This is a genomic window from Vibrio kagoshimensis, from assembly GCF_050337535.1.
GTDB lineage: Bacteria > Pseudomonadota > Gammaproteobacteria > Enterobacterales > Vibrionaceae > Vibrio > Vibrio gallaecicus.
Genome location: NZ_JAKJSZ010000009.1, coordinates 147932 through 171867, shown reverse-complemented (window position 1 = coordinate 171867; position 23936 = coordinate 147932). Strand labels below are relative to the sequence as shown.

The following is a 23936-nucleotide window of genomic DNA, read 5'->3' as shown; positions in this document are numbered from 1 at the left end:
ACCAGACTTGCCCTGTAATCTCGCTCTAAGGCTTATCCTGTCTAACTTTTTACATGATGTAGTTCCTGTAATTAGACATTGATAAACCCCCAGCTAAGCTGGGGTGACTCGCATAGGTTTGACCGTGACAACGGTATATGTAACTTCTTTTCTCGACCAAAAGTAAAGAGGAAACAACCTATGCGAGACTATAAGAGTCTGTCCCATACCCGGTGGGATTGTAAATACCACGTGGTATTTATCCCGAAGAAAAGACAAAAGTTGATTTACGGTGCAATCCGAAAACATTTAGGTGCAACATTTCATGAGTTAGCCAAGCGCAAAGGTGTAACGATTGAAAAGGGGCATTTGATGAAAGATCATGTCCACATGTGTATCAGTGCTCCACCAAAGTACTCAGTATCGAATATTGTAGGTTATCTCAAAGGAAAAAGTGCCATATCGATAGCCAGAAAATTCCGAGGGAAGCAAAAAAATTTTAATGGTGAGCATTTTTGGGCAAGGGGTTATTTTGTATCGACAGTCGGTTTGGATGAAGCGACAGTGATTGAATACATTAGAAACCAAGAACAAGAAGATGAGCATCGAGACCAATTGAAGTTTGGGATCTAGCGCCTTGGGCGCTTACTTGAGCCCTTAGAGGGCGTCCACCAATAAGCCTCCGGCTTTGCCGGAGGTCATTTAACTATCGCAACGGCGTCGTCGGTGTTGTCTCTATTCGGTTGTTCGTCCTTCACTAATTTAAGCTATGACTCTAAACGATTTTTGTCCAGAAACTTGCTGGACCTCGATAGTTACACCTTGTTGAACTCACCGAATAAGAGATAGTAATCAAAAATACCAAATAGTAACAATTTAGGAAGACTACAGACCAAATCTAAATGTAGTCGCGCCCTTAGGCTTCACGTTTTGCTCTTTAGCAATGACAAGATAAGTTCCTTTCTTTCCTCTTCCGTCATTTGAGCAACAAGGCACGCTATTTCTGCAGAGCTTTCATCTTCACAGAAAAAGAAACTTAAAGGCACGCCTAATTCATCAGCCAATAGCTTTAAGGTTCTTACATCTGGTGTATGTTTGCCCTTTTCATATTGATTCATTCTAGGGCTAGCTGAACTTTCATCCATACCTATGCACACTCCCAACGATTTTTGCGAGAGTTTTGCTTTTTTACGAGCTTCTTTGAGCCGTACTGGAATTGGGTTTTCGAATGGCACTTGAGTTTCATGTCTCTGATCTCATGGTAACTAAGATTTTCTTAGTTTTACCTATTTCTGTATACTAAGCAATTCTTAGTATTTAAGTGGTGTGACCGGTACATGAAGCGTTTTTTTAAAATCAGTGATGAAATGCACAAGCTATTGATCGAAAAGGAGATGGATGGTTTCTTGGTAGTTGAATTGAGAGATGCATTTGTTTCTATTGATGACTCCTACGTTGATCTAGATGATGCTCGTCGTAAGATTTACCGACAAATCTTACGCTTTATGAAAAACAATTGGCTTAGAAGTGAAGGTTCAGGGCAAAAGAAACGCTACTTTCAAACCGACCTATTCAAAAAACTTCAGGCCGATACGGTGCTAGAAAACACTAACATTTCCATTTCCGCTTCGTCTGATTACTCGGTATTAAGACATGAGCGCAACCAATATAAAGGTGAGCTAGAAATAGTCTTTGGGGAAATTAGTGAGTATCAATCGACCTGTAGTCGCTTTCCTGAACTGGAACCAAAGCTATCGCCACTTCTTGAGCAAGCGCGAGAAAATTCTGCACAGCTATTAGGAAGAGTGAATGCACTAACGAACGTACTTAAAACACTTTCTGAGCACAGTTCATCATGCTAAGGCAGTGGCAGGCCGAATGCTCAGAAAAGGCATTACAGAAATACAGTTCACACCAACAGCACTTCTTCTGCCAAGCGACGCCAGGGGCCGGAAAAACGGTACTGGCTGCTACGGTCGCTTCAAGATTACTGCAAGAAGATATGGTCGATATTGTTCTGTGCTTTGCTCCGTCTTTAACGGTCTCTGATGGAATTAAAAAAACCTTTTCTCAGACTCTTAATTGTTCTTTTAATGGTGGATTAGGCTCTATTGGACAGTCTCTTACCTATCAGTCAATTCAATTTCTTAATGATGAATTTTGGCAGACATTGTGTAATCACCGAGTATTTGTCGTCTTTGATGAGATACACCATTGCTCTGGTAATGAGATAGAAAATGCGAATGTTTGGGGGCAACAAGTCCTGACTAAGATTCAAGGGTTGGCAACGTATACCCTTGCGCTTTCTGGGACGCCATGGCGTTCGGACTCTTTACCGATTGCTTTAGGTGAGTACAGCGACCCTGATGGAAAACTGCTAGTTGATTATCAATATACGCTCAAGCAAGCAATTACTGACAAGGTTTGCAGGGCACCAAAGATTGTTTTGGTCGATAACGAACACCTGACAGTGACCAATGACGAAAGGACAGAATCGTTTTTCTCGATACTGGAAATGATTAAGCAGACTAAGACCTCTTATCAGAGCGTCATTCATAACCAGGATGCGATGGAGCACCTGCTTGGGTTAGGTTGTAAGAAGCTTGCAGAAATCCGAAAAAAAACACCAAATGCAGGAGGTTTAGTTGTCGCGGCCTCAATTCAGCATGCGCAAGCAATTAAAAAGCTCCTTTCTGAAAAGTACGCACAATCGGTCTCAATCGTGACCTACCGGCATGATGAGCCTTTAGCTGAGATTGAACGGTACAGACGAAGTGATACTCAGTGGATTGTTAGCGTTGGAATGATTAGTGAAGGGACTGATATTCCGCGCCTTCAAGTGTGTTGTCATATGAGTTCGGTCAAAACCGAATTGTATTTTAGACAAGTGCTTGGACGAATCCTTCGAGTGAATTCCACTGACGAGCAGCAGGCATGGTTATTTACTTTTGCTGAGCAAAGTTTGATAGAGTATGCCGAGAGGATTGAACAAGATATTCCTGAGTCGTGCATGTATGCAAAGTGGGACAAGCTTGCTGAAATTGAATCAGATAATAAACGTAACCATCTGATTCAAAATGGATCACTAGAGGAGCGAGAAGCCGTAGATTCAAAGCAAACATGGTGTAGCCAGACGAGCAGTATTCATGATGTTGAGGGAGTACTTGGTGCATTTGATGAACTAAGGCTTGGGGCGTTTAGGCAGAGAGTTATTTCTGCTTTTTTGGTTTAGTGAGGCCCAAACACGCTAATGCCCAGGTCCTTACCTGCGGGGAAACTTAAGTGTTTTAGAAAGCATATTATTAATAGCCATTGGTAATGATCTCAGACTCAATCTCTAATATGTTTATACTTAGTTACAGATCATATTGCTGCTCATTTACTAGACTAAGCATAACAGCACACAAAGGTGGACAAATGAACTACTTCGCAGAGGACCCCTTCTAGGTAATGTAAACCTGGAGGGTAAATGAGAAAGCTAAAACAGCAGTACCGAAACCGTATCAAATACCAACGGATATATATCAGGGATGTTTATCCAAGCGTCCGGAGTGAAACTCACAAGCACTTTTCAACAAAACAGGAAAAAAGCTACTTTTTTCATCATAAGATTGAGTGTAAAGGCTACCCGGTAAAGCTACGAGCTGCGCGAGGAAGATCTTTGGCTAACCCATGGGATGACTATCCTGCGTATTTATATGGTCTAGCAAAAAGTTGGAAGCATAATTCCAAACGGAGTTATCAGTACTACAAGTAAATCTAACGATTATAAAGCTCTTCGTTTGCGGAGCTTTTCTTTTTTGAATGCTAGAAACGACAAGAGCCGCTAAAATTAGTGGCTCAATACGCTATGAACGAAAGATAACTGGGCAATCGTATGCCCTCGATGGGCTGCTTTTCAATTTCGCTATGTTCAAATAAATGCTATTATTTCTGGTCATATAGTAAAAAGCAGCTCAATGGAAAAGCAGGGATACCGAAGCTCTCAACAACCATGAACCAAATGGACTAATTTAGTCAAATCACTGACTCACATTTGCCCCAAAACGAGCTAGAGTAGATACTTATTTACATTTTGTCATGTGCGAGTTTTACCTACTAAAACTTATCTACCTTTCGATTTCAGTTTGCTCACCCTGTAATGTGATACAGAGTGATAGTCATAGCTGTCTAGTTGGAACGTAATCGAAACCTTTTCGAGTTTTATGGCCTCGCTCAGAAACCATGTATAAGTGTTTCTTAGCCCGAGAACCAATCACATACAAGAGACGTCTAGCAACATAATTTGCATGCTGATTACTAACGTATACATCGTTCCAATGCGGTATTTTTCCTTCTAACAAACCAGTACAGATGACAACATCATATTCATCCCCCTTAGTTGAGTGGCATGTAGTAATCTTGACACCTTTGGACTTACCGAAAAACCTCTTTAAATCATGTGCTCGATAATCCATATCGTGTTTTTCCATCCTAATTTTTGTCGCATCAATTAAGCTGTCTAAACTCGATTTAGCAGTCTTATTGGCCGCAATATTTAAACCAATAAGGTGACTGAACTCCAACACAATGGATTCAATCCAATCTGTTATGCTTTGATCAATTGAAATATTAAAGCCGTTAACGATTTTGAGTATTTGTTTGTGCTCACCACTAACGTTCAAACCACATTCTTCTAGCCCCTCGATCAAAGTATTGGTAAGCCTCCGTCGTCTGAGATAATTTTCCATACACGCTTCATTCAACACTAATTTCACTAGGTTCAACCACATGTTGTCTTCATTCTTAGGTATTGGTGAAACAACTACCCCATCGATTGAGTAACCTTTATCAAGTTTATCTAACTCTTTAGACATTTGAATAACATCAAACCAACTAGGACATAAAACTACAATCTCATCAGCAGAAATACTGTTTTTTATATGAGACTGAATAACTTCATGAATAAAGTTTGAAAGTTGGCTCTTGTCGATACTTTGCTCTAAGTGCACGACGGATTCGAATTCTTTTAAGTAAGATTTTGACTCAATGTCGAGCCCTCCATCCTGATATTTCTTGTAAAAATCAATTATCCGTTGACTGCTACGAAAACAGCCTGTGAGACTCAAATTATGTAAGGTGTCCAAAGCGAAATAATCAATTAACTCTGCTTTACCTTTAACTTCAGCACCCAATCCAGTATAGATAGCTTGTTCTTGGTCACCTATGAATGTGATGTTGCTCTTACGTTCACTGATAATTAGCTTGAGAATTTCATATTGTAATAAAGATGTATCTTGATACTCATCGACCAAGATATGTTTAATGAAAAAAGCGAGTCTACTTCTTACCCCATCGTAATGTGAAAGCAACTTGAAACTCATATTTAAGATTAGGTCAAAATCTATTTTTTTATTATCTCTTAGGTACTTATGATACTCATCAACAAGTTTGTATTGGGGTGATTTTATATCTGAATAGTGATTGCTATAGTCTAGATCCAATCTCGTGACGACATTAGCAAAAGGACCTAACCCATACTTTTCCTTCAATTCGGAAAGTAAACGTTCTCTTTCATGCTCATCTATTACCACATAACCTTTGCAAAGCCTCGGGATGAAATTTATATTTGGCTTGATAATCCACTGAAGACAAAATGAGTGTATCGTTCCTACCCAAAGTGATTCATCAGTGATTCCAAAGGATAGCAAACGATCTGTAATTGTATCGGCAGCTATATTCGTATATGTGAGGGCTATAATCTTTCTTTTTTTGATACCTAAATCGTCTTTATTTTTAAGCATATAAGCAAGTTTAGATACCAAAGTCTTAGTTTTTCCGGAACCAGGACAGGCAGTCAATAAGAGATTACCGTTGTACTCAACAGCATCTCTCTGCTCATCTGTTAATTTTTTAAAGGGCATATAGTTTTACAAACCTTGAAAAAGAATCATCCATCATTCCACTGTAGATTTTTAAACAATCTTGTAAGTCTGGAATATGCTCAAATATCGCTTTATCTTCTTCTTTCAAGTCCTCTATATTGTGGTTAAGCATCTTCCACCAAATGTCTTCCAAATTTCTGCCACTTAATGAGAACTTTAAAGCTTCTAAGATATATGTTGGTATTTGCACTCCATTATCAGATTTTTGCGCTAGCTCGGTTGCAAACCAACCTTTTCCTATTTTTTTTGCTAGCTTTAGAACGGAATCGTAACGCAACGCCTTGTCATCGCTAGATAAATTTGCCCAAACTCTCTTTTTGTCAGCTTCACGTTTATATTCTAAATCGACAATATCAGCGAACATTTCAAAATTATCGTCATAATCGATAACTTCAGTTTCGAAGGTGTTTTCTGCATAGAACGCTTGTATATATTTGTTTTCTTTAGTGTACTCGTCGAGCTCTTGCTTTCTCGATTCTCCGCTTTCTTGTGCTGCCATTTGCGCTTTAATGTAGGCTTCATTGGCGAATGTGCCGTTTTCTTCAGTAATGTACGCTTTGTCTAGATCCGTCAAAATCGCACAGAAGTTTTTTAACCTATCTTCGCTAAATAGGTTGCATATATGCTTAAAAACAGTTCCATCAACTTTTACTAAGCTAACTCCCATCTCATCAAGTGTAACTCCGAGCGTTTGCTTTATCATTTCAGGTATTAAGATAAGTTCAGCGTCTCCCTCTACTAAAATGGCACTTTTTGCGAACAGTACATCACTTCTGATTGCATCTAAGTACCGTTCCATTCTGTTTACTTCGGAGGGCTCAAGCCCCTTTGCTGGCGAGTAGACTTCCGTATTTGTCATCTTCCTAGACAAAATATTCATCGAAGATATCTTTGATGCAGAGCTTATCTGTGTAGAGTGAGTCGAAACAAATACTTGTGTGTTGTTGAAGTTGAAGTTATCGAACAAGGTCTTTTGAATGTGGTTGTGTATGTGAGCTTCTGGTTCTTCAATAAGTAAAAAGTGCGTTATATGCTCATCACTGTCCCTTATCGCCTCGTATTCATAAAGTTTTAGTGCTAGGTATATAAGGTTAGCTCCTCCCAAGCTAAGGTCTTCGATTCTTCCAGTTCCGGTATAGTGCTGAGAGTCTTCAACGACAAGGCCTAGAGATTGAACTAACTCCGTAAAATTTTCTGGAAGTTGAGACGATACATTAATTTTTGGAGAGTAAGTTGAACCTACAGTGTTGAGCAGCGAACTAGAGATACTTCGACTTAGTGCGTCTATTTCTGGGATAGCGGATATTTTCTCATTAACATTAACAATGTCACTGACAACGTCTGTGTCGTCTTCTATCTCTTTACTCGTAAGCGTAAGAAGTTTATACAAAGGGTTAGTCTTATAGTACTTCAAATCTGATACAACATTTCTCAACGCTTTGACATATGTACAGGCGACCTCACTTACAATCGAGAAGTAAGGAGGCTTATCGTTACCTATTTCAGCTTTGTTTTCATCATTAGGGTCTGGGAAAGTAAACTCGACAAAGTCTCCAACATGTTTTTTGTAGATATCTTCTTGAGTAAAATCTAAGTTCGTTCTGACAAAGGCGATAGCTTCATATGTATCTCTATTGATAACTTGCCTTAACGCAAATTCATCAAAGGCTTCTTTTCTTTCTTCTTTTGTTTTTAAGTCTTTGGTTAACTCAAAAAGCGAATGTCGGATATGGAACTTAGGACGAAATACGAATGTATACGTACCTTTTCCTGTCGGTTCTAGCTTTCTATCTTTATTCATAACGTAGTTAGCTAGAACCTGTTCTTCTTCAGAATTGGAAAGATCATTGAACTCAATCGCTATCACAATCCAGTGTCCAAATGGCTGGCTAAGGCCTCTATGAAAATCTTCACTCTGGAGTTGTTTTGCGTTAGAAGGTAATGACTCGTCTAAAACCAATCTCATCGCTTGAAACACATTAGTTTTACCAGCTGCGTTTTCTCCGATGATTGTATTAACAGAATCCTTCACAAATGAGAAAGTGACGTTCCTAAAGTTCTTGTAATTGACGATTGATAAACTACTGATGTACATGAACTATGACTTCTAGTTTTGAGAATAGTATGGTGCTAATACTATCTAAAAAGTCAGTTATACCACAGGATAAAGATCAATATATTGCATATGAATCTTCTGCTCCTACAGGGATATATGCACCTGGTGAGTTAGTGAAAGGCTGTAGCCGCTATATACCTAAACCAACTTAAGACTGTGTCCGAAATTGATTATTCATCGCACAATAGTGTATGCCTTACGAAAACTAATCGGACTCACGGTATCTCGATGGGTTACTCAAACGCATTTTTGTCTAATGGCGTGCCAGATCAATCACAGCTAGCACGTTTGTGCCCCAAAGCTTCTTAGAGCCACCAAGTTCAATCGGTTAATCTAGCGATTTTTGACTAAATAAATCTAATCCAAATTTTGAGGTGGTTACTTGGCCTCTATAAAAAGAAACTCAACGCTGAGTTAAAGCTCTGCGTTGAGTATTGACATTGTACTTCTCTGGATTTCAGATTGTATTTAAAGTCCTGCTTGAGCCTTTACAAGGCTTTATACTCAACAACCTATGAAAAACTATGCAATGGTTGAATTGAAGCGTATCGGTCGCTTAATGCTGCCATAGATACTAAGTGAATGATATTTTCATCGATTAGTTTACCGTTTTGATCAGGTAATGGTCGTGTTGCACAGGCATCTTCACAAACAATAACATCGTAACCCAACTCTACAGCTTTGATAGTTGTCGCAGTAACACACATATGGCTCATGAAGCCGAGGATAATGAGTTGCTTACGTCCAGTTAAATGCAGCATCTCTTCTAGGTCGGTATTGAAGAATGAATTAGGTAGCGTCTTATGAACTACTGTTTCGTTGTCATTAGGTTTTACAACATCTACAGCATCTGACAAAGATGAATCGCAGTTAAATACCGGTGATGCCGAACTCGCTTTGTGAAGTATATGGAAAATTGGGGCATTCTTACTTCGAGCAGTCTCTAGTAGCTTTTCTGCGTTCTCCAATGCTGTTTTTCCTGCTTTGCCTAGCGACAAAACACCATCCACATATTCGTTTTGGTAATCAACAAAAATAACAGCTGCATTATTCCAATCAACCTTATGCTCTTGTAGTCCAGCAATATTTCGAAGTGTCTTTAATTGAGTCATGTTTTTTCTCCTATGAAACTTAAGTAAATCATACCTACATATAATTCCTTAGTTAATTTCTATTTTTGCAAATGACATGTGCAAAAATTTAGTAAAGGATAGTTTATAAGAAAAATAATACCCGTATTAATTGCACATGCTATACGCAAAATTTCTTATATAAATATTAAATATATTGATTTAATTTTTACATAAACGTCGGAGGGATTATGAACAGCACATTATTACCAATATATAACGCTTTAAATAATGCTAATAAAAAGCTTAAAGGGAGTTTTCATGCGTTACCCATACAAAACCTTGGAAAAACAAAAGATGTCGTAGTAAGTGAGGATTTTAACGCTAGGTTATCTAAAGTAAAAGAACTAGAACTATCTATTACCTCGCCGTTTTTTGATAGTTTAACTGATCCAAGTAAAGCTATAGATGAATCAGCGAATATATTGAAAGATATGTATGGTTCTGACTTGTTATTGTTCGTTACGTGCGGCAGCACAATATCAAACAAAATCATAATAGAAGCTATTTGCAAGTCGTCTGATAAAGTCTTATGTCAAAGAGGTGTTCATCAATCTATATATTTTTCATTGAAGGCTCAGAATAGTGATGTGAACTATGTACAGGATTTGATTTGCAATGATGATGCTTATATTTACTCTGCTGATACCCAAGGCATCATTAAGGCGTTAGTCAGAGCTGAAGAGATCGGAACACCTTATACAACCCTCATAATCAACAGCCAGACCTATGATGGTGTGTGTTTTGATTTACAAGAGTTTCTTCCTGTTATATGTGAAAAATTTAAAGGCATAAAGAATATTGTAATAGATGAAGCATGGGGGGCTTGGTCTACTTTTGATCCTAAGATGAAAGAGAAAAGTGCAATACAAAACGCCTCAACTCTTTCAAAGAAATATGATGTTAACTTTATAGTGACGCATTCTGTTCACAAGTCCTTATTTGCATTACGACAAGCAAGCATAATCAATGTTTTTGGTTCAGAAGATTGTCAAACTAAAGTTGTTGGTAGTCATTTTCGAAATCACTCCACCTCTCCTAGTTATCCTATTCTGGCAAGTACGGAACTCGCTTTGAGTCATGCTAACCAATACGCAGTACAGTACTCGGATAGAATAAGTGAACAGTGTGAACACCTTAAATCCATCATTAACGATTTGAGCCTGTTTAGATGTCCGAGTTTGACTCTTGAAGGAGAGTATCTAATTCAAGATCCGACAAAACTATGGATAACATGCACCACTAAATTATTAAGCGGCGCTAAAATTCGAGAAATTCTATTTAACAAATATGGGATATATGTTAGCAGGTATTCACATAATTCAATTCTTCTAAATCTTCATCAGGGGATCTCAAATGAATTAATTAGCTTGCTGATTAATGCTTTATATGAAATAGAAAAGAAGTATAAAACCAAAAATAACCTACTAAATATCAATGTCGGTGATATAGCGAGTTCATTTTATATTTTATATCCACCTGGAATTCCGATTTTGACACCGGGACAAACAATTTGTAACAACGTAATAACTAAAATTAACCAATCAATTTTTGACGATACATCTCTATTAATTGTTGAAGGGAATTAAATAATGCTTCCAATAGATAAACTAAAGGAAATATCCTCTGCTCGAGGAAATAGAAACGCCGTCATTTTCGGTGACAAAAAAGTTACATGGTCTGAGTTCTATAGAGAGGCATACAAAATCACGGTAAATCTGTCTTCGAAGATAGACAACAATAGTGCTGATCTATGTATGTGTTACATCTCACCGAATTGCCTAGAACTGGTTTACCTAATGTCAGCGGCATCTTCATTAAAGATACCATGCACGGGTATAGACTATACGCAGAGTACTGAGAAAATAGAGTCGATGTTGACTTCAACCAATTGCAAAATTTTGGTAGTATCATCGTCATACTGTATTGAAAACAATATCAATTTACAGGAACTTGCTAAGCGCGTGACTCTTGTTGATTTGGATAGTCAGTCGAAGAATAGTATCAACTTCTGTGAGCTGTTAGAAGATACCGAGGAGCCGTCGGGATCAATCAAAGTACAGCATCGTCCTTTCAGAAGCATATCATTCACTTCAGGTACCTCTGGTGTACCAAAAACAGTCGTGCGTAGTAAGTCTTTTGATGCTCGAAGATTTTCATTTTTCACTGCGCGTTACGGCTTCTCTTCCGAAGATGTCCATTTGCTTGCAATGCCTTTGTATCATGCTGCCGGTAGTGGTTGGTCACGATTATTCATGCAGTTAGGCGCTACTATCGTTATCGCTAAACCACATGACACGCTTAATATGGTCAACCTAATTAAAAGTGAATGGATTACTACAAGCGCCATGACTCCACCACTTTTGAATGATGTGGTCACTCATTATTCTTTGGGTGGTTATGCACCCAATGATAACAATTTAAAATTCATCATTGTTGGTGGTAAACATTTTCACCCACAAGCGAAACTTCAAGCTATCAACGCTCTTGGCCCCGTAATCCATGAGTACTATGGGACAACTGAAACTGGTGTTAATGCACTAGCTGAACCATGTGATTTGATCACTAACCCTACAAGTATTGGCCGAGCTTATGATGGCAACAAAATCAAAGTGGTCGATCAGAACGGTAACCTACTTCCAAATCATCAAGTTGGACGCATTGCTATTTCGAGTTACATGAACATGGATGGCTATGGAAGCCAAGAATCTGAATATGTTGTGATCGATGATGATAAATACCTTATCACCGCAGAGACCGGTGAAATGGATGCTGATGGAAATATTTATCTGAGAAACCGCGCACAAGGTGAAAGCACACTAAATATCTATGAACTTGAAAACGATGTAAGACACCTCCCAGGAATCAAAGATATAGCGATGATACCAGTCTCAAAGAACTCCGTACTTTGTGGGTATGCGATTAACAAGGAGTTTATTGTTGATGACGCCGAATTGGTCAGAAACATTAAGTACATCTGCAAAAAGCTCAAGATGAAACTTGAAGGTGTTTGCCAAGTCGATTCAATTCCATATTCACCATCAGGCAAAGTTCGTAATGATGAGCTCAAGCAGATGATATTGAATAAAGAGACTGTTCAGCCATCAAAGAACTCGGAATCAAAACTAACCAAAGCGTCGAGCATTTCATTCGCACAATTTGTAATAGCAATCTTATGCTTGTTAGGTACTGCTATCTCTTGGGGGGCGATGTTCCCAATAGCGAAGAACGCTTTAACGACAATGGATGCAGTACATATTAGTTTAATTCGATATGGAACCGCGTCTCTCATATTTATAGCGATGTTAGCAGCTAAAGAGGGGCTATCGTCTTTATTGCCAGGCCGAGACTTCTTTAAACTATGGTTGTTTGGCTCATTTGGGTTCGCAGGTTTCAGTATCTTAGCTTTTGCTGGTCTAGCTTACACTAAACCACAACATGGTGCGATAATTATGGCGCTGATGCCTTTAATCTCAGCTGTTATGATGTGGACACTGAAAAAAGTAAGACCTTCAAATTTCACTATTGTATCGATCGTTCTTGCTTTGCTTGGTGTTCTACTAGTGATTACCAAAGGTGATCTTTCAGCTCTATCAGGTGGCAGCTTAATACCAAGCTTGGTTATTCTTGTAGGTGCGTTTTGTTGGGTAACGTATACATTGGGCGCGAGCTACGTAAGCGGATATTCAGTATTACGTTATACCGCGCTGTCTTGTTTCTTTGGTGCATTTACCATCGTATTAGTTGCGTGTTTTACCAACTTTGCTGGAATCACTCAGGCACCGTCGCTTAATCAAGTTCTAGCAGTTAAATGGGAGTTAATCTACTTGATCACATTTGCTGGTGTAATTGCTGTTTTCTCTTGGAACCACGGAATAAGCACTTTAGGCCCAACCAACGGTGTGTTGTTTATTAATATGGTGCCAATTACTGCTTTCACTATTGGCATGTTCAGAGGTGAAACCATCACGAATACTGAGGTTTACGGCGCTGGTATTACAATCCTCGTTCTGGTGCTAAACAACATTTACAGTCGCTTAGCATCAAAGCCTAAAACTGTAAGTACAAATCGATTCCAGGTACAAACAGCTCAAAGTTAAAAGAACCTTTCCTTTAAATAAATGGCAGGACACCCTGCCATTTTTATTAGCTTTTCAGTTCACCCTTAAACATTTTCACCAACTCTTCCATGGCCAGTTTCTTTGGTGTGGACATTGAAGTCTTCTTCGAGGTGAGCATCCATATCTCGCGAGTAATAGGACTTTCTGGTTCAATCGTACTCAATGAGCTTAAACCTAGGGTTAGTCGTGGGAGAACTGCAATGCCGTAGCCATGCTCGGCCGCTTTCTTCTGAGCGGATATTGTGTTTGTTTGGAGTTTTATAGCCTTAGTCCCGAACTTTTCAATCAGGAGCTTACACTCTGCCAGATGACTGAACTCTGCCGTGTAAGTGATGACATCGACTGGCTTATCATTTACTAATCGTTCCATCCAGTAATCTGTACCGCACAATACAAACTCTACTTCACCTAGTTTCTTACAAATTGATTCACCCTTTTCAGGAAGATCTAAACGCAATGCGATATCAGCTTCTTGTTTGGCAATATTCACATTTCGATTTGATGTGTTAATTTCAAATCTCAGTTCGGGAAATCGTGAGTGCAACTTCTTCAGGTTTTCGATGACAAAGTGTTCTGCCAAAAACGGAACCATAGAAATTTTGACATTCTGATTAAACTTCGATTCGGGCGAAAGAGACTCGGATAGGCTGTTGATTTTATCTCTTAGGTCACCCGAACGTTCGTATAAAAGTTCACCTTCAATCGTTGAATTAAATCCATCACCTGTACGGTTAAATAATTTAAGTTTTAAAGAATTTTCCAATCGATCTATACGCCTCGAAACTGTCGCGTAATTTACATTCAATCTATTAGCAGCTGTACTTACTTTTCCCGACTCATAAAGAACTAAGAAAAACTTCAAATCATCCCAGTTACTATTGTTCATTGATTACCCATTTGCTTAGTTTTTATCGCACCTTTTCCTAAAGTATACAATCCATCAATAGGTTATAAAACAGTCAGTAATAGAGATATAGCAATAAAAATGTCCTTCAAGACGCAATGAGAGAAGCGAGGGGTTTTAAAATATGCTGTAGGAAGTTTTTAGAAGTAATCCACTCTACAAATAGGTAACTGGTATGAGTTTTCGATATTCTTTCTCTATCCCCCAGATGCGGACCGCACTGGATGTTTCAATTAAACTATTTAGTACAGCCACTTGCCTGAAGATAACTTATCTAAAGACAACTGTTTAGTGCATAAACACTAAATTATTTCCGTCCATTTCCTTCCAACTACAATCGTGATGACCAAATAAAAAAGGAGGTCATCATGGTGGTTTTCAACAAAACGAAGCGTAGTGGCGTCAAAAAACCTTTTCGGCTTGAGGAAATTTGGCGGATCAGAACCAGATTAGAAATTGAAAATAATTTGATGCAACTTGCGTTGCTCAACTTAGCAATTGATAGCAAGCTTAGAGCGAGTGACTTGCTCGCTCTCAGAATTTGCGATGTATCTTCGCAAGATAGGATATTTAATCGCGTTAAGCATATCCAGCGAAAAACAGACATTTAAGTTCAATTTGAGATAACGTCAAGAACTCAACAAAGCCTAATGAAATGGATTTTGATTGCTTCACTAAGCAGCCGAGATTTTCTTTTTCCAAGCCAAAGACGTAAGCATAAAGCTATAAGCTATTCGTACTATCGCTCTCTAGTCAGGAAATGGGCGTCAAACCTTGGATTAGATCCGAACCTGTATGGCACTCATTCGATGAGACGAACGAAAGCGACACTGGTCTATGCAAAAACTAAAAATATTCGAGCAGTGCAGCTTTTACTGGGACATACAAAGGTAGACAACACGATCCGCTACCTTGGTATTGAATTAGAAGATGCATTGTTACTTTCGGAAGGCACTGATTGTTAGTCGAAATGAACCCTATTTAGTAGGGTTCACATTGTCACCGATAAAGTTATGCCCCTTTATGCGTTAGACCTTTTACTCATTCATATTCTATTCATGAGCTTTTTCCTTACCAGAGTTCTCTATTTTTCTTATTCTATTCGTTGTGAACCCCCGTGTGGTATCACGGCGTAAATTCGACCTAGCTACCACACTCACCTTGCCAAGCTCTAGTTGCAAGCTTGCACGCCAGTTCTTTACTTTGAGCTAAATAGAATAATTCTATATTTACATAAAGGGATTTTCTATGTAATCGCTGTTAGTTCTTACTTGAAACTCTGTAGAAATATGTTGTGTTGCAGTGAAGGCGGCTTTCAGAGTAACGAAACTATTACCCTGAAAGAATATCCGGAGTGATACTTGCGAGCGGGTTTTATTCCCAGAACTTCCACCATTTTTTGCTATTCTCTTCTCGTTTTTCTTGACCTTTTTCAGACCCTTTATCTGTTCCATTTCTATCTTGGTCAGCTTTCTTTTCTTTTTGCTTTTCAAGTCCAGACTGTTTGTCTTTTATTTTATCTTTAAGGTCTTCGACTTCTTCTTGTTCGTCCTCAAGTTCTTCTAGCTCGCGTTCAAGCTCTTTCTTATCTTTTTTGTTCTTCGCTTTTTTGGCTTTTTTCTTTTTCTCTTTGATCTGCTTTTCAAGTTCTTCTTCTCGCTCTTCAATTTGAGCTTCGGCTTTCTTCAAATCGGAGGTTGATTTTAGCTCTTCTAGGTTAGGCTTTCCTTTCCCCGCCCATTCAGGTTTCTCTGCTAAGGCTGCTGGTGACATAAAGACAAGAAGACTCGTTAAAGCAATAACTTTAGTTTTTTTCATGATAATACTCCTTTAAATCATATCTTTAACATATAGATTACAATAGATGGTATCAAGAGGAAGTTTAGTGGTTAGTAGTGAGGAATGTGAAACTAACAAACGTTTAAGACAGATTCGCAATTCTCAGTTTGCTTTGAATTAAGAGTTTAAATCAGATTTGCAGATGACATATAAAGATGACAAAACGGTTAGACCACCAGATCGAAGACCTGATGGACAGAACAGCGACACAGAATACTTCCACGATTTTCAGGACAATCTGCCGCGGATCTCATCGTAGAGCGAGACTAATGCAAGTCTCTAAAAGAACCTGAATACATTAGCGTAAACCCGCTCCGTTAAATTTGATTTATCACTTGTAAAACGCGGCGTACCCTACATCGCTCCAAAGGATTTTCAGCGAGTGACGCAACTCAAGATGAAATTCACGAGTTACGCTGGAATAAAGTTTGCCAAATAAAATGGAGGTATTAGGTTATAATCAATCCAGAGTCACAGCCTACGAGAATAAAAGGTAATGATATTCATATAAACCACGCTATGACACCAAGCACAACCTCCATTTAGAGGCTGTACTTATTCAAATATATACATTATGTCATAAGTTAAAATGACACTTGGCTATCCTGGTTAATTATCACCTGCACATCATTTTGAACTTCGTATATTTCAAAACCATCGGCAACCGGATCTACATTGTCTTCATCACTGTCATGCTGCGCAGTACAGGTATATCCTAATGAGTAAGTGCCCGAGTCAATAAAGCCTAGAGAAAACTCATAGTTGGTCTGTGCTGAGTTCATCGTGACTGATGCTGAAGTAATAGGTTTAACCTCTTCAATACCCCCGATAGGTGCCATATCAGCTTTATCAATATTACCTTCATACAAGTAAACCGACTGAACAAATGTATTATCACCATCGTTACAGTTATCATAAGTAGAAAGAGCAACAGAACCTTCAATGTTCCCTGTCTCAACTGTATTGATAAGACTTACAGAAGTTCTTTGAATAGTGTAGTCAGGGAAGGTCGAACTGTTCTTTAAGCCTCTTCGAAGATCGAATTCGACCACAAAGTCGTTACTCTGTTGATTCACGTTAAATGAGTTATTGAAGTAAAGTACGCCAGCGTTATCTTCTTTACCTACACCTTGCGGGCACGCACCTTCACCTTTGACCGTTAATTCGCGAGTCATATCATCGTTTTCTACAACGTAAGAAGGGGTTGTTGGGTGATCGCCATCATGTGCAAACACACACAACTTATAACTGCCAACCGGAATTACCTCGTTTTCAATCAAAGGAAGCGCATTGCTACCTTGATAATCCAATAAATTAACACTTAGCGGAATAGGATCCTCACCGTCGGGCAATGGATCACCATTTTCATCAACGTAGTCGCCGTTTTCGTCCGTTTTAAATACGTCATAAATTAGTGGTGTACCTTCCAGATCCGGAAGTAAAGCAACCTTACTGAATGTCACTGTGACATCTTTAACATCATCAATGGGAGCATCGCTCACACTCAGAGTAAAAGGAGCCGTATTGTTTGACGTTCCGGAATCTCCACCACATCCGACAAGCCCAACAAGCACAAGGCTCGCCAAAGCTGTTTGTTTTAAATACTTCATAATTCATGCCCTATAAGATCACTGTAAAATAAAGGGCTTATCTGAGTAGCCTTTTATTCATAGTCTTGCTGTGATTCGTAGATAAACAATACCCATGGTCTAACGAATTTATCCCTATTTCCCCAAGGCTTCCGTCATCCAAAACACGGTTTACCAAGGTGCACATAGCAAATCATACATAGATTACTTAATATTAGTATGTAAACTATCAATAAGCTTGAGCAATTGGTCAGAGTACTGTCAATACTGCTAGAAATGACCCTTGAACAACGAATTGTCCACTTTAAACGACCGTTTCATTGAATTTTTATCCGTGGCACCTTATAGCTCAACACTCACCCATTAATTGTTAATAGAAAAATAGCTTTTTCATCCCCCCCTCTAGCTTCGATTCGAAAAGGTTATTTCGCATGTTAGGTAGAGATTAAGTAATTAAGAGCATTAATATTGTTTGATATTCAAATTACATTGAGGTACAAATAGTTTGATTATCAAACTATTTGGAAATACTGTGGATACTTCACTAAAACATCACCATCAATTTTCTGCGCACAACCATCATGGCGAAAAGCGTACTTTTTATGTGTTATGGCTTACACTCATAACCATGATCATTGAGATCACTGCTGGTAGTGTTTACGGTTCTATGGCGTTACTGGCTGATGGTTGGCATATGGGAACACATGCCGCAGCGTTTGGTATTACCTTGTTTGCTTACCGTTATGCCAAAAAATATGAAAACAGTAGCCGATTTTCTTTTGGTACTGGAAAAGTAAGCGTACTCGGTGGATATACAAGTGCTATTGCGCTTGGAATTGTTGCTCTATTGATGTTTGTAGAATCTGCAAATCGTTTATTCAACCCACACGACATTCAGTTTAACGAAGCTATCTTAGTCGCCTTTATTGGCTTAGTTGTTAACTTAGCCAGCATGTTTCTTCTTGGTGACCATCACTCTGAACATTCTCATGACCATAACCACCATCATGACCACAACCTTCGTGCAGCATATCTGCATGTATTAGCCGATGCACTAACTTCTGTGTTAGCCATTGTTGCTCTATTATTAGGTAAGTTTTATGGTTGGAGTTGGTTAGATGCAATTATGGGTATGGTTGGTGCTCTGGTTATTTCTAAGTGGACGTATAATCTTCTTCGTCAGACAAGTCCTATCTTATTAGATGAAAGTATTGAAAAAGAATACCGTGAGCAGGTTTTAATTGAGTTATCGCGCTATGGAGAGGTCAGTGATTTACATATATGGAAGATAAGTGGTCACCATTACAGTGCAGCCTTGACTATAACTTTAAATAATACTTCCTCAGTAGATGAACTTAAGCAAAAACTATCTCGATTTGATAGGATTAATCACCTCACTTTAGAAGCGCATTAAAATGAAGAAAAACCTAGAAACCTTAAATCAGCTACTTACTGAATTCTACGACAAGATGTCTTCGTGGGAACAATCAGTTGTAAAGGAAACGGGTTATACTCTGGCGCAAGTGCATACCATAGAAGTCCTAGGTGTCCATGGACAGATGAGAATGAAAGAGTTGGCAGATAAACTAGGTATTACTACAGGTACACTTACTGTTCAGGTTGATAAGTTGGTAATCGCAGGCTTAATTGAACGTCTTCCTCACGTTGTAGATCGTAGAGCTATTGTTGTGGCACTAACTGACAAAGGTCAGCAGATACACCTGAGACATAATCAACTCCACTTAGATTTAGTCAAGGACTTAACTATAAATGTTGAGTCAGAAGAGGAAGAGAAGCTAATTGCAACGTTAACTAAAATGAATAGAGAGTTCTAACTCATATCGAAGCGTATCAACCTCTCTCTGGAGGTGATACGTTTAAGATGAACCCCATTTCTCTGCATTAGAGGATACTGGGTACCCTTCTGAGCCAGTTTTGCCATACACCTGCTAATTCAGCACAATCAGTAACTCGGAATTGTCCAGCAATCTCACGGTCTGAATTTTTACCCGTAGCACTTTCCAACTCAAAAGGATCCCATTCCGCGTTAACATAATTGCTCCGTGTAAGATTGAGCTACTGGAATTTCAGTACTCTTTCTCATGGTAAACTGTCCCCGTGGAATCACAAATTGGTGATGTTGTAGTAGAGAATACGCTGCGATATGAAAAATAACGTTTAACGATGTTTTACACTTTCAGTTCCCTAAGTCGATTAGAGTCCAACAAAACAACTATTTGCACGAAATCTAATATACACCTCACTAATATATTGAATGATGAGGCACAATAACGCCTATATTTGATAAATAAGACCAAAATAACCGCAGTGGTTAAACTACTCCCAAAATAGTTAGTAATAGGTACCTGATGCGTTTTTTAACTTGTTTTGCATTAATTTGTTCTATTTTTTTGTCAGCACTGAGCTTTGCTGAAGAGCTAAAAATTTTCACTTGGGAAGACTATATCTCTGATGCCCTGATAGAAGAATTTGAAGAACAGTACGGTCATACTGTATCTCAGGTATATTTTGAAAACGAAATGTTGCGTGATGCTGTGGTGTACTCTGGTAAAGCCCTAGCCTATGACTTGTTTATCATTGATGGACTTACCATTGGTGAACTGGGCAGAGCCGGTATTTTAGGGGATTTGTCTAATACTTTGAAGGAAGGTAATTCAAACTTTACTGATGTTTCTCGAAGAACTTGTGGGGTATATGGAATTCCGTACTCTAATGGTACTATGGGGGTTGCATTTCGGTCTTCAAAGGTCACCGAAGGTATAACCTCCTGGATGGACGTTTTCGACTACGCATTGAAATACCCTCAAACTGTTGTGATTCCTGATGATGATGTGGATACCATCGCAATCGCATTATTGGCGTTAGGGTTCGCTCCTATGACCGAAAATGAAGTCGAATTGGCACAAGCGTACAAACTATTGATGAAGGTTCGTGAACGGCTATTAGCAATAAGAGCGGGTGTTGGCTATGCCCTAGATAAAAAATCTGGGTCTAAAATGGAAGTTGCCGTTATCTACTCAGGAGAAAAAGAACAAATAGCGTCGTATACAGAGCAAGATGATTGGATCTATACCATTCCTCAAGAAGGCACCTTGATGTGGCATGAATGCTTTAGTGCCCACATAGACAGGCCTATTAGTAAGGCGTCAATAGAGTTCCTTAACTTTATTAACACACCGGAAAGATCAGCATTGAATGCTGAAGATGTGTGGTTCGCAAGTTCGAATAAACACGTATTAGACTTCGCAACAGATGATTATCGGCTAGATGAAGAGCTGTTCCCTACGGCATTAGACAGCTCTTCATCGTTTCCCTATAAGACACTTAGCAAAGAAGCTTCCGACCTAAGAAGCCAAATACTCTTTGTTATTCAGAATCAAAGAAATGAGACAGAAAAATGAAGCTGTCGCTAAAGATCAATTATATTTTGCTTCCTGTTATGGTGGTTATTTTCTCCATTGCCGGAGTGTTTTCGTATACCAGCCAAAAAATGCAACTGAACTTGTCGCTATCGGCACAATTACAAAGTGAACTTACTCATATCTCTCATGACCTTAATGAAGCGCTTAGAGAGCTAGATTCTGCGATTAGAATGAGTCTAGAGAACTACTATATTCAAAAGTATCTTATTGAAATAGATGATGACACCGCTCAATATTACACGGAGAAAGAGCTAGCGGGGTATATTAATCAATTAAAGCTCAATCACGGCACAATCGTGAGCTTTGCTCTGGTGGATATTAATGGCGAAGAGCTTATCTACTTTAATACTTCGGATCCATTTACAAAATATGTTGCTAATACGGTTGTAACAGAGCACCTTGCTGCGATTAAACAAGCATTAGATTTGAAAGGTGTGGTTCGCGTTAACGCCTCTACCTATAAACTAGACGATGGCATTGAAGGTCCTGAATTTTTAGTCGTAAAAACATTTACACCTGAGCAGAGTTTTACTGTCCCAACCTTTTCTCAAGGGCAGACGTTACTTACTGCAGTAGTTCGCTCTAAAGTTAGGCATTACGATGAATTTCAAGAGTCGGTGAAAAGTAAGCTTGGTCCTGATGCTCAACTGATGCTTAGGCCTAATATGACCTCGCATTCGCTTGCGAGCGAAGAGCAGATTGAAGATATTACTCTACCAGCCTATGATTTGGGCTTTCAGTTGATACATGACTTATGGTCTATCAAGATTTGTCTTTCTCAAATGCAGCTCCTTGAGTTGTACAAACCCTTTCAACTTCTTTACGCTGTTATTGTTTTGTTAGTAACTGCAGTCACTTTCTTACTACTAAAATGGCTTATCGTAAAACAGATTATTAAGCCTGTAGAGAGACTTACTAAGCAAGTAGAGTCTGTAAATAATGATGGCTTAGTCTACATAGAACGTTCCAAAAGTAACGACGAAGTTTCCATCCTTACCAATAAGTACATTAACTTGATTACTGAGCTCGATAATTTGGCAAAAAGAGACTCTCTAACGGGCTTACCAAATAGGAAAAAATTCAATCTAGATATCACGCGTATAATGAGTAACTGCACTAAAACAGATAAAAAGTGCGCCGTTATCTACTTCGATATTGATAACTTTAAACTCGTGAATGACAAGTACGGACATCATGTAGGAGACCAATTGTTCGTAGTGTTTGCAGAGCGCCTCGTCGAGAGCTTTGTTGATTTTGAGTGGGAAAATCTAACTATCTCTGAGTTTGAGTTCGCCAGGCTATCTGGTGATGAGTTTGCCATCATAGTTGGTGGATTGGACGATTTAGATATCCTTACCGAATTCTCCCATCGAATTCTCTCTCTCTTCGAGGACGGTTTCGAGATGGATGGTACTCAATTTGATATTGGGGTTAGTGTGGGTATTTCTGTTTACCCTAATGATGCTAAATCTGTAACGGAATTAGTCAATAATGCTGATTCAGCGATGTATACCTGCAAAAAATTCATGGGAAGAAATCATTGTCAATTCTACTCAAAAGAGATGGATAAAGAGATAAAGCGTCATGCTCAAATTAATGAAGACTTGAAAAAGGCTATTAAATCTAACGAGTTCTATCTAACCTATATGCCTCTTTATGATATTGAAAAAGGCAAAATAAAAGGTGCAGAAGTTCTAATACGAACGAGCCATGAGGCTCTACTTTCCTATGGACCAGCGGATTTTATACCAGTAGCGGAATCGTCAGGCTTAATTAAACATATTGATTATTGGGTTTTAGAAAATGCCCTGCAGAGGCTATCTGTCTGGATAGAAGAGTTGGGGTTTGATGGTACATTAGCGATTAACTTCTCATCCTGGCAGCTCTCTAATTCCGACTTTGTCAATGTACTTTCTGAGTTGTTGACGCATTATCAGATTCCAGCCCACATGGTTGAAATGGAAATAACCGAAACCTGCTTTATACCTGGAGATAAACATAACATTGAGAGGCTTAAGGCCTTGAAAGCACTTGGAGTGAAGGTTTCTCTCGACGATTTTGGTACTGGCTACACGTCCTTCAGCCAACTGATAAATTACCCTATCGATACGCTGAAGATCGACCGTATATTTGTCAACGCTATTGATTCTGAATCTACAGACAAACAGCTTATTGAAGTTATCATAGAAATGGCCAAAATTTATGATCTCAATATCATAGCTGAGGGCGTAGAAACAGTGAGTCAGTTAAATTACGTTCGAAGTAAAGGGTGCCAGGAAGTACAAGGGTTCTTGCTATCTAGACCCTTAAAAGAAGATGATTTTATCGCAGCATGGAAGAAAGGGAGTTTGCCTGAATACATATAAAATATGTGACACCATAGAATATGGTCTAGTTCTGAGCTTTTGAATGATACATCGCTTTACCCGCTCGATTGATGGCAGTTTGTTATGTTTAGCCTCCTGATAAGAATTGTTGTCATGCGTTTTGACATGGGTAACGATAAAGAGCCAGAGGCATCTCTATTTGAGGTGAGCCAATTTCAGTAAAGCGGTGTTTTCGATACTATATCTAATCCGCATTCTATTACTTTAGCAAAGTCGCTGACTCACATCTGTCCAAATATGTGCCAAACAAATATTCGGCAGTGATTTACAGCCAGATAACGTTTCAAAACTGTAATGTAAAAGTTGTTGTCTTTATTTGTCAGAGCACCAAGCTTAGTTGTACACCAACGTTGAGATTACTCTGTTGTGTACATGTACTTGATAAATAGATTTTGTTTAATTTACTCGAAAATGATGCTAGTACATGTACCTGTAATGGTAATGGCTTGTGAATTTTAGTTTCTAAGTTATTGATTAAAAATGGTTATCTTAAGATTTGCTAGA

The 23936-nt window shown here is 38.8% G+C and carries 16 protein-coding genes and 1 pseudogene; 10 read left to right on the top strand and 7 right to left on the bottom strand.

Annotated elements, in window-relative coordinates; translation table 11 throughout:
- Positions 1-180: 180 nt before the first annotated feature.
- Positions 181-612, top strand: a complete 432-nt coding sequence (gene tnpA, locus L4C37_RS10640; protein WP_429768540.1) for an IS200/IS605 family transposase — start codon at positions 181-183, stop codon at positions 610-612.
- 290 nt (positions 613-902) lie between these two features.
- Here the strand turns inward: tnpA and L4C37_RS10635 are convergent, their stop codons facing one another.
- Positions 903-1214, bottom strand: coding sequence for a helix-turn-helix domain-containing protein (locus tag L4C37_RS10635; RefSeq protein ID WP_429768539.1), 312 nt, complete (start codon positions 1212-1214; stop codon positions 903-905).
- A gap of 102 nt (positions 1215-1316) precedes the next feature.
- On the opposite strand from L4C37_RS10635, the gene L4C37_RS10630 reads away from it, so the two are divergent.
- Together L4C37_RS10630 and L4C37_RS10625 are read left to right on the top strand one after the other, a co-directional pair.
- On the top strand, positions 1317-1841 hold the full coding sequence (locus L4C37_RS10630; RefSeq protein WP_429768538.1) for a hypothetical protein: 525 nt from the start codon (positions 1317-1319) through the stop codon (positions 1839-1841).
- Positions 1835-3211, top strand: a complete 1377-nt coding sequence (locus tag L4C37_RS10625; RefSeq protein ID WP_429768537.1) for a DEAD/DEAH box helicase — start codon at positions 1835-1837, stop codon at positions 3209-3211. Before L4C37_RS10630 ends, L4C37_RS10625 begins: the two co-directional genes overlap by 7 nt.
- A gap of 928 nt (positions 3212-4139) precedes the next feature.
- On the opposite strand, the gene L4C37_RS10620 is transcribed toward L4C37_RS10625, so the two are convergent.
- The 3 genes from L4C37_RS10620 to L4C37_RS10610 form a co-directional block, all read right to left on the bottom strand.
- On the bottom strand, positions 4140-5882 hold the full coding sequence (locus tag L4C37_RS10620) for a UvrD-helicase domain-containing protein (protein WP_429768536.1): 1743 nt from the start codon (positions 5880-5882) through the stop codon (positions 4140-4142).
- A complete protein-coding gene (locus L4C37_RS10615; RefSeq protein WP_123783765.1) occupies positions 5872-7998 on the bottom strand; it encodes an ATP-dependent nuclease in 2127 nt (708 codons plus the stop codon). Before L4C37_RS10615 ends, L4C37_RS10620 begins: the two co-directional genes overlap by 11 nt.
- A gap of 533 nt (positions 7999-8531) precedes the next feature.
- Positions 8532-9131: an isochorismatase family protein gene (locus L4C37_RS10610; RefSeq protein ID WP_429768535.1), complete on the bottom strand. Its 600-nt coding sequence runs from the start codon at positions 9129-9131 to the stop codon at positions 8532-8534.
- A gap of 209 nt (positions 9132-9340) precedes the next feature.
- On the opposite strand from L4C37_RS10610, the gene L4C37_RS10605 reads away from it, so the two are divergent.
- Positions 9341-10738, top strand: coding sequence for an aminotransferase class I/II-fold pyridoxal phosphate-dependent enzyme (locus L4C37_RS10605; protein WP_429768534.1), 1398 nt, complete (start codon positions 9341-9343; stop codon positions 10736-10738).
- Between the two features lie 3 nt (positions 10739-10741).
- Positions 10742-13249, top strand: coding sequence for an AMP-binding protein (locus tag L4C37_RS10600; RefSeq protein WP_429768533.1), 2508 nt, complete (start codon positions 10742-10744; stop codon positions 13247-13249).
- A gap of 46 nt (positions 13250-13295) precedes the next feature.
- Here the strand turns inward: L4C37_RS10600 and L4C37_RS10595 are convergent, their stop codons facing one another.
- Positions 13296-14156, bottom strand: coding sequence for a LysR family transcriptional regulator (locus L4C37_RS10595; RefSeq protein ID WP_429768532.1), 861 nt, complete (start codon positions 14154-14156; stop codon positions 13296-13298).
- Positions 14157-14542: 386 nt separating this feature from the next.
- Here L4C37_RS10595 and L4C37_RS10590 point away from each other — a divergent pair.
- A pseudogene (locus L4C37_RS10590) lies at positions 14543-15139 on the top strand (tyrosine-type recombinase/integrase).
- Positions 15140-15548: 409 nt separating this feature from the next.
- Here L4C37_RS10590 and L4C37_RS10585 read toward each other — a convergent pair.
- Entirely contained in the window at positions 15549-15992 is a 444-nt protein-coding gene (locus L4C37_RS10585; RefSeq protein ID WP_429768531.1) for a hypothetical protein, read from the bottom strand.
- Positions 15993-16597: 605 nt separating this feature from the next.
- Entirely contained in the window at positions 16598-17623 is a 1026-nt protein-coding gene (locus L4C37_RS10580; RefSeq protein WP_429768530.1) for a DUF4382 domain-containing protein, read from the bottom strand.
- A 511-nt stretch (positions 17624-18134) separates the two neighbouring features.
- Here L4C37_RS10580 and dmeF point away from each other — a divergent pair.
- The 4 genes from dmeF (at position 18135) to L4C37_RS10560 (ending at position 23411) form a co-directional block, all read left to right on the top strand.
- Positions 18135-19016, top strand: a complete 882-nt coding sequence (gene dmeF / locus L4C37_RS10575; protein WP_429768529.1) for a CDF family Co(II)/Ni(II) efflux transporter DmeF — start codon at positions 18135-18137, stop codon at positions 19014-19016.
- Position 19017: 1 nt separating this feature from the next.
- Positions 19018-19437 carry a MarR family winged helix-turn-helix transcriptional regulator gene (locus L4C37_RS10570; RefSeq protein WP_429768527.1) on the top strand — a complete coding sequence of 140 codons (420 nt, stop codon included), beginning with the start codon at positions 19018-19020 and terminating at the stop codon, positions 19435-19437.
- Between the two features lie 534 nt (positions 19438-19971).
- Positions 19972-21024, top strand: a complete 1053-nt coding sequence (locus L4C37_RS10565) for a polyamine ABC transporter substrate-binding protein (RefSeq protein ID WP_429768526.1) — start codon at positions 19972-19974, stop codon at positions 21022-21024.
- Positions 21021-23411, top strand: a complete 2391-nt coding sequence (locus L4C37_RS10560) for a putative bifunctional diguanylate cyclase/phosphodiesterase (RefSeq protein ID WP_429768525.1) — start codon at positions 21021-21023, stop codon at positions 23409-23411. The genes L4C37_RS10565 and L4C37_RS10560 overlap by 4 nt, the downstream gene beginning before the upstream one ends.
- Positions 23412-23936: the final 525 nt, after the last annotated feature.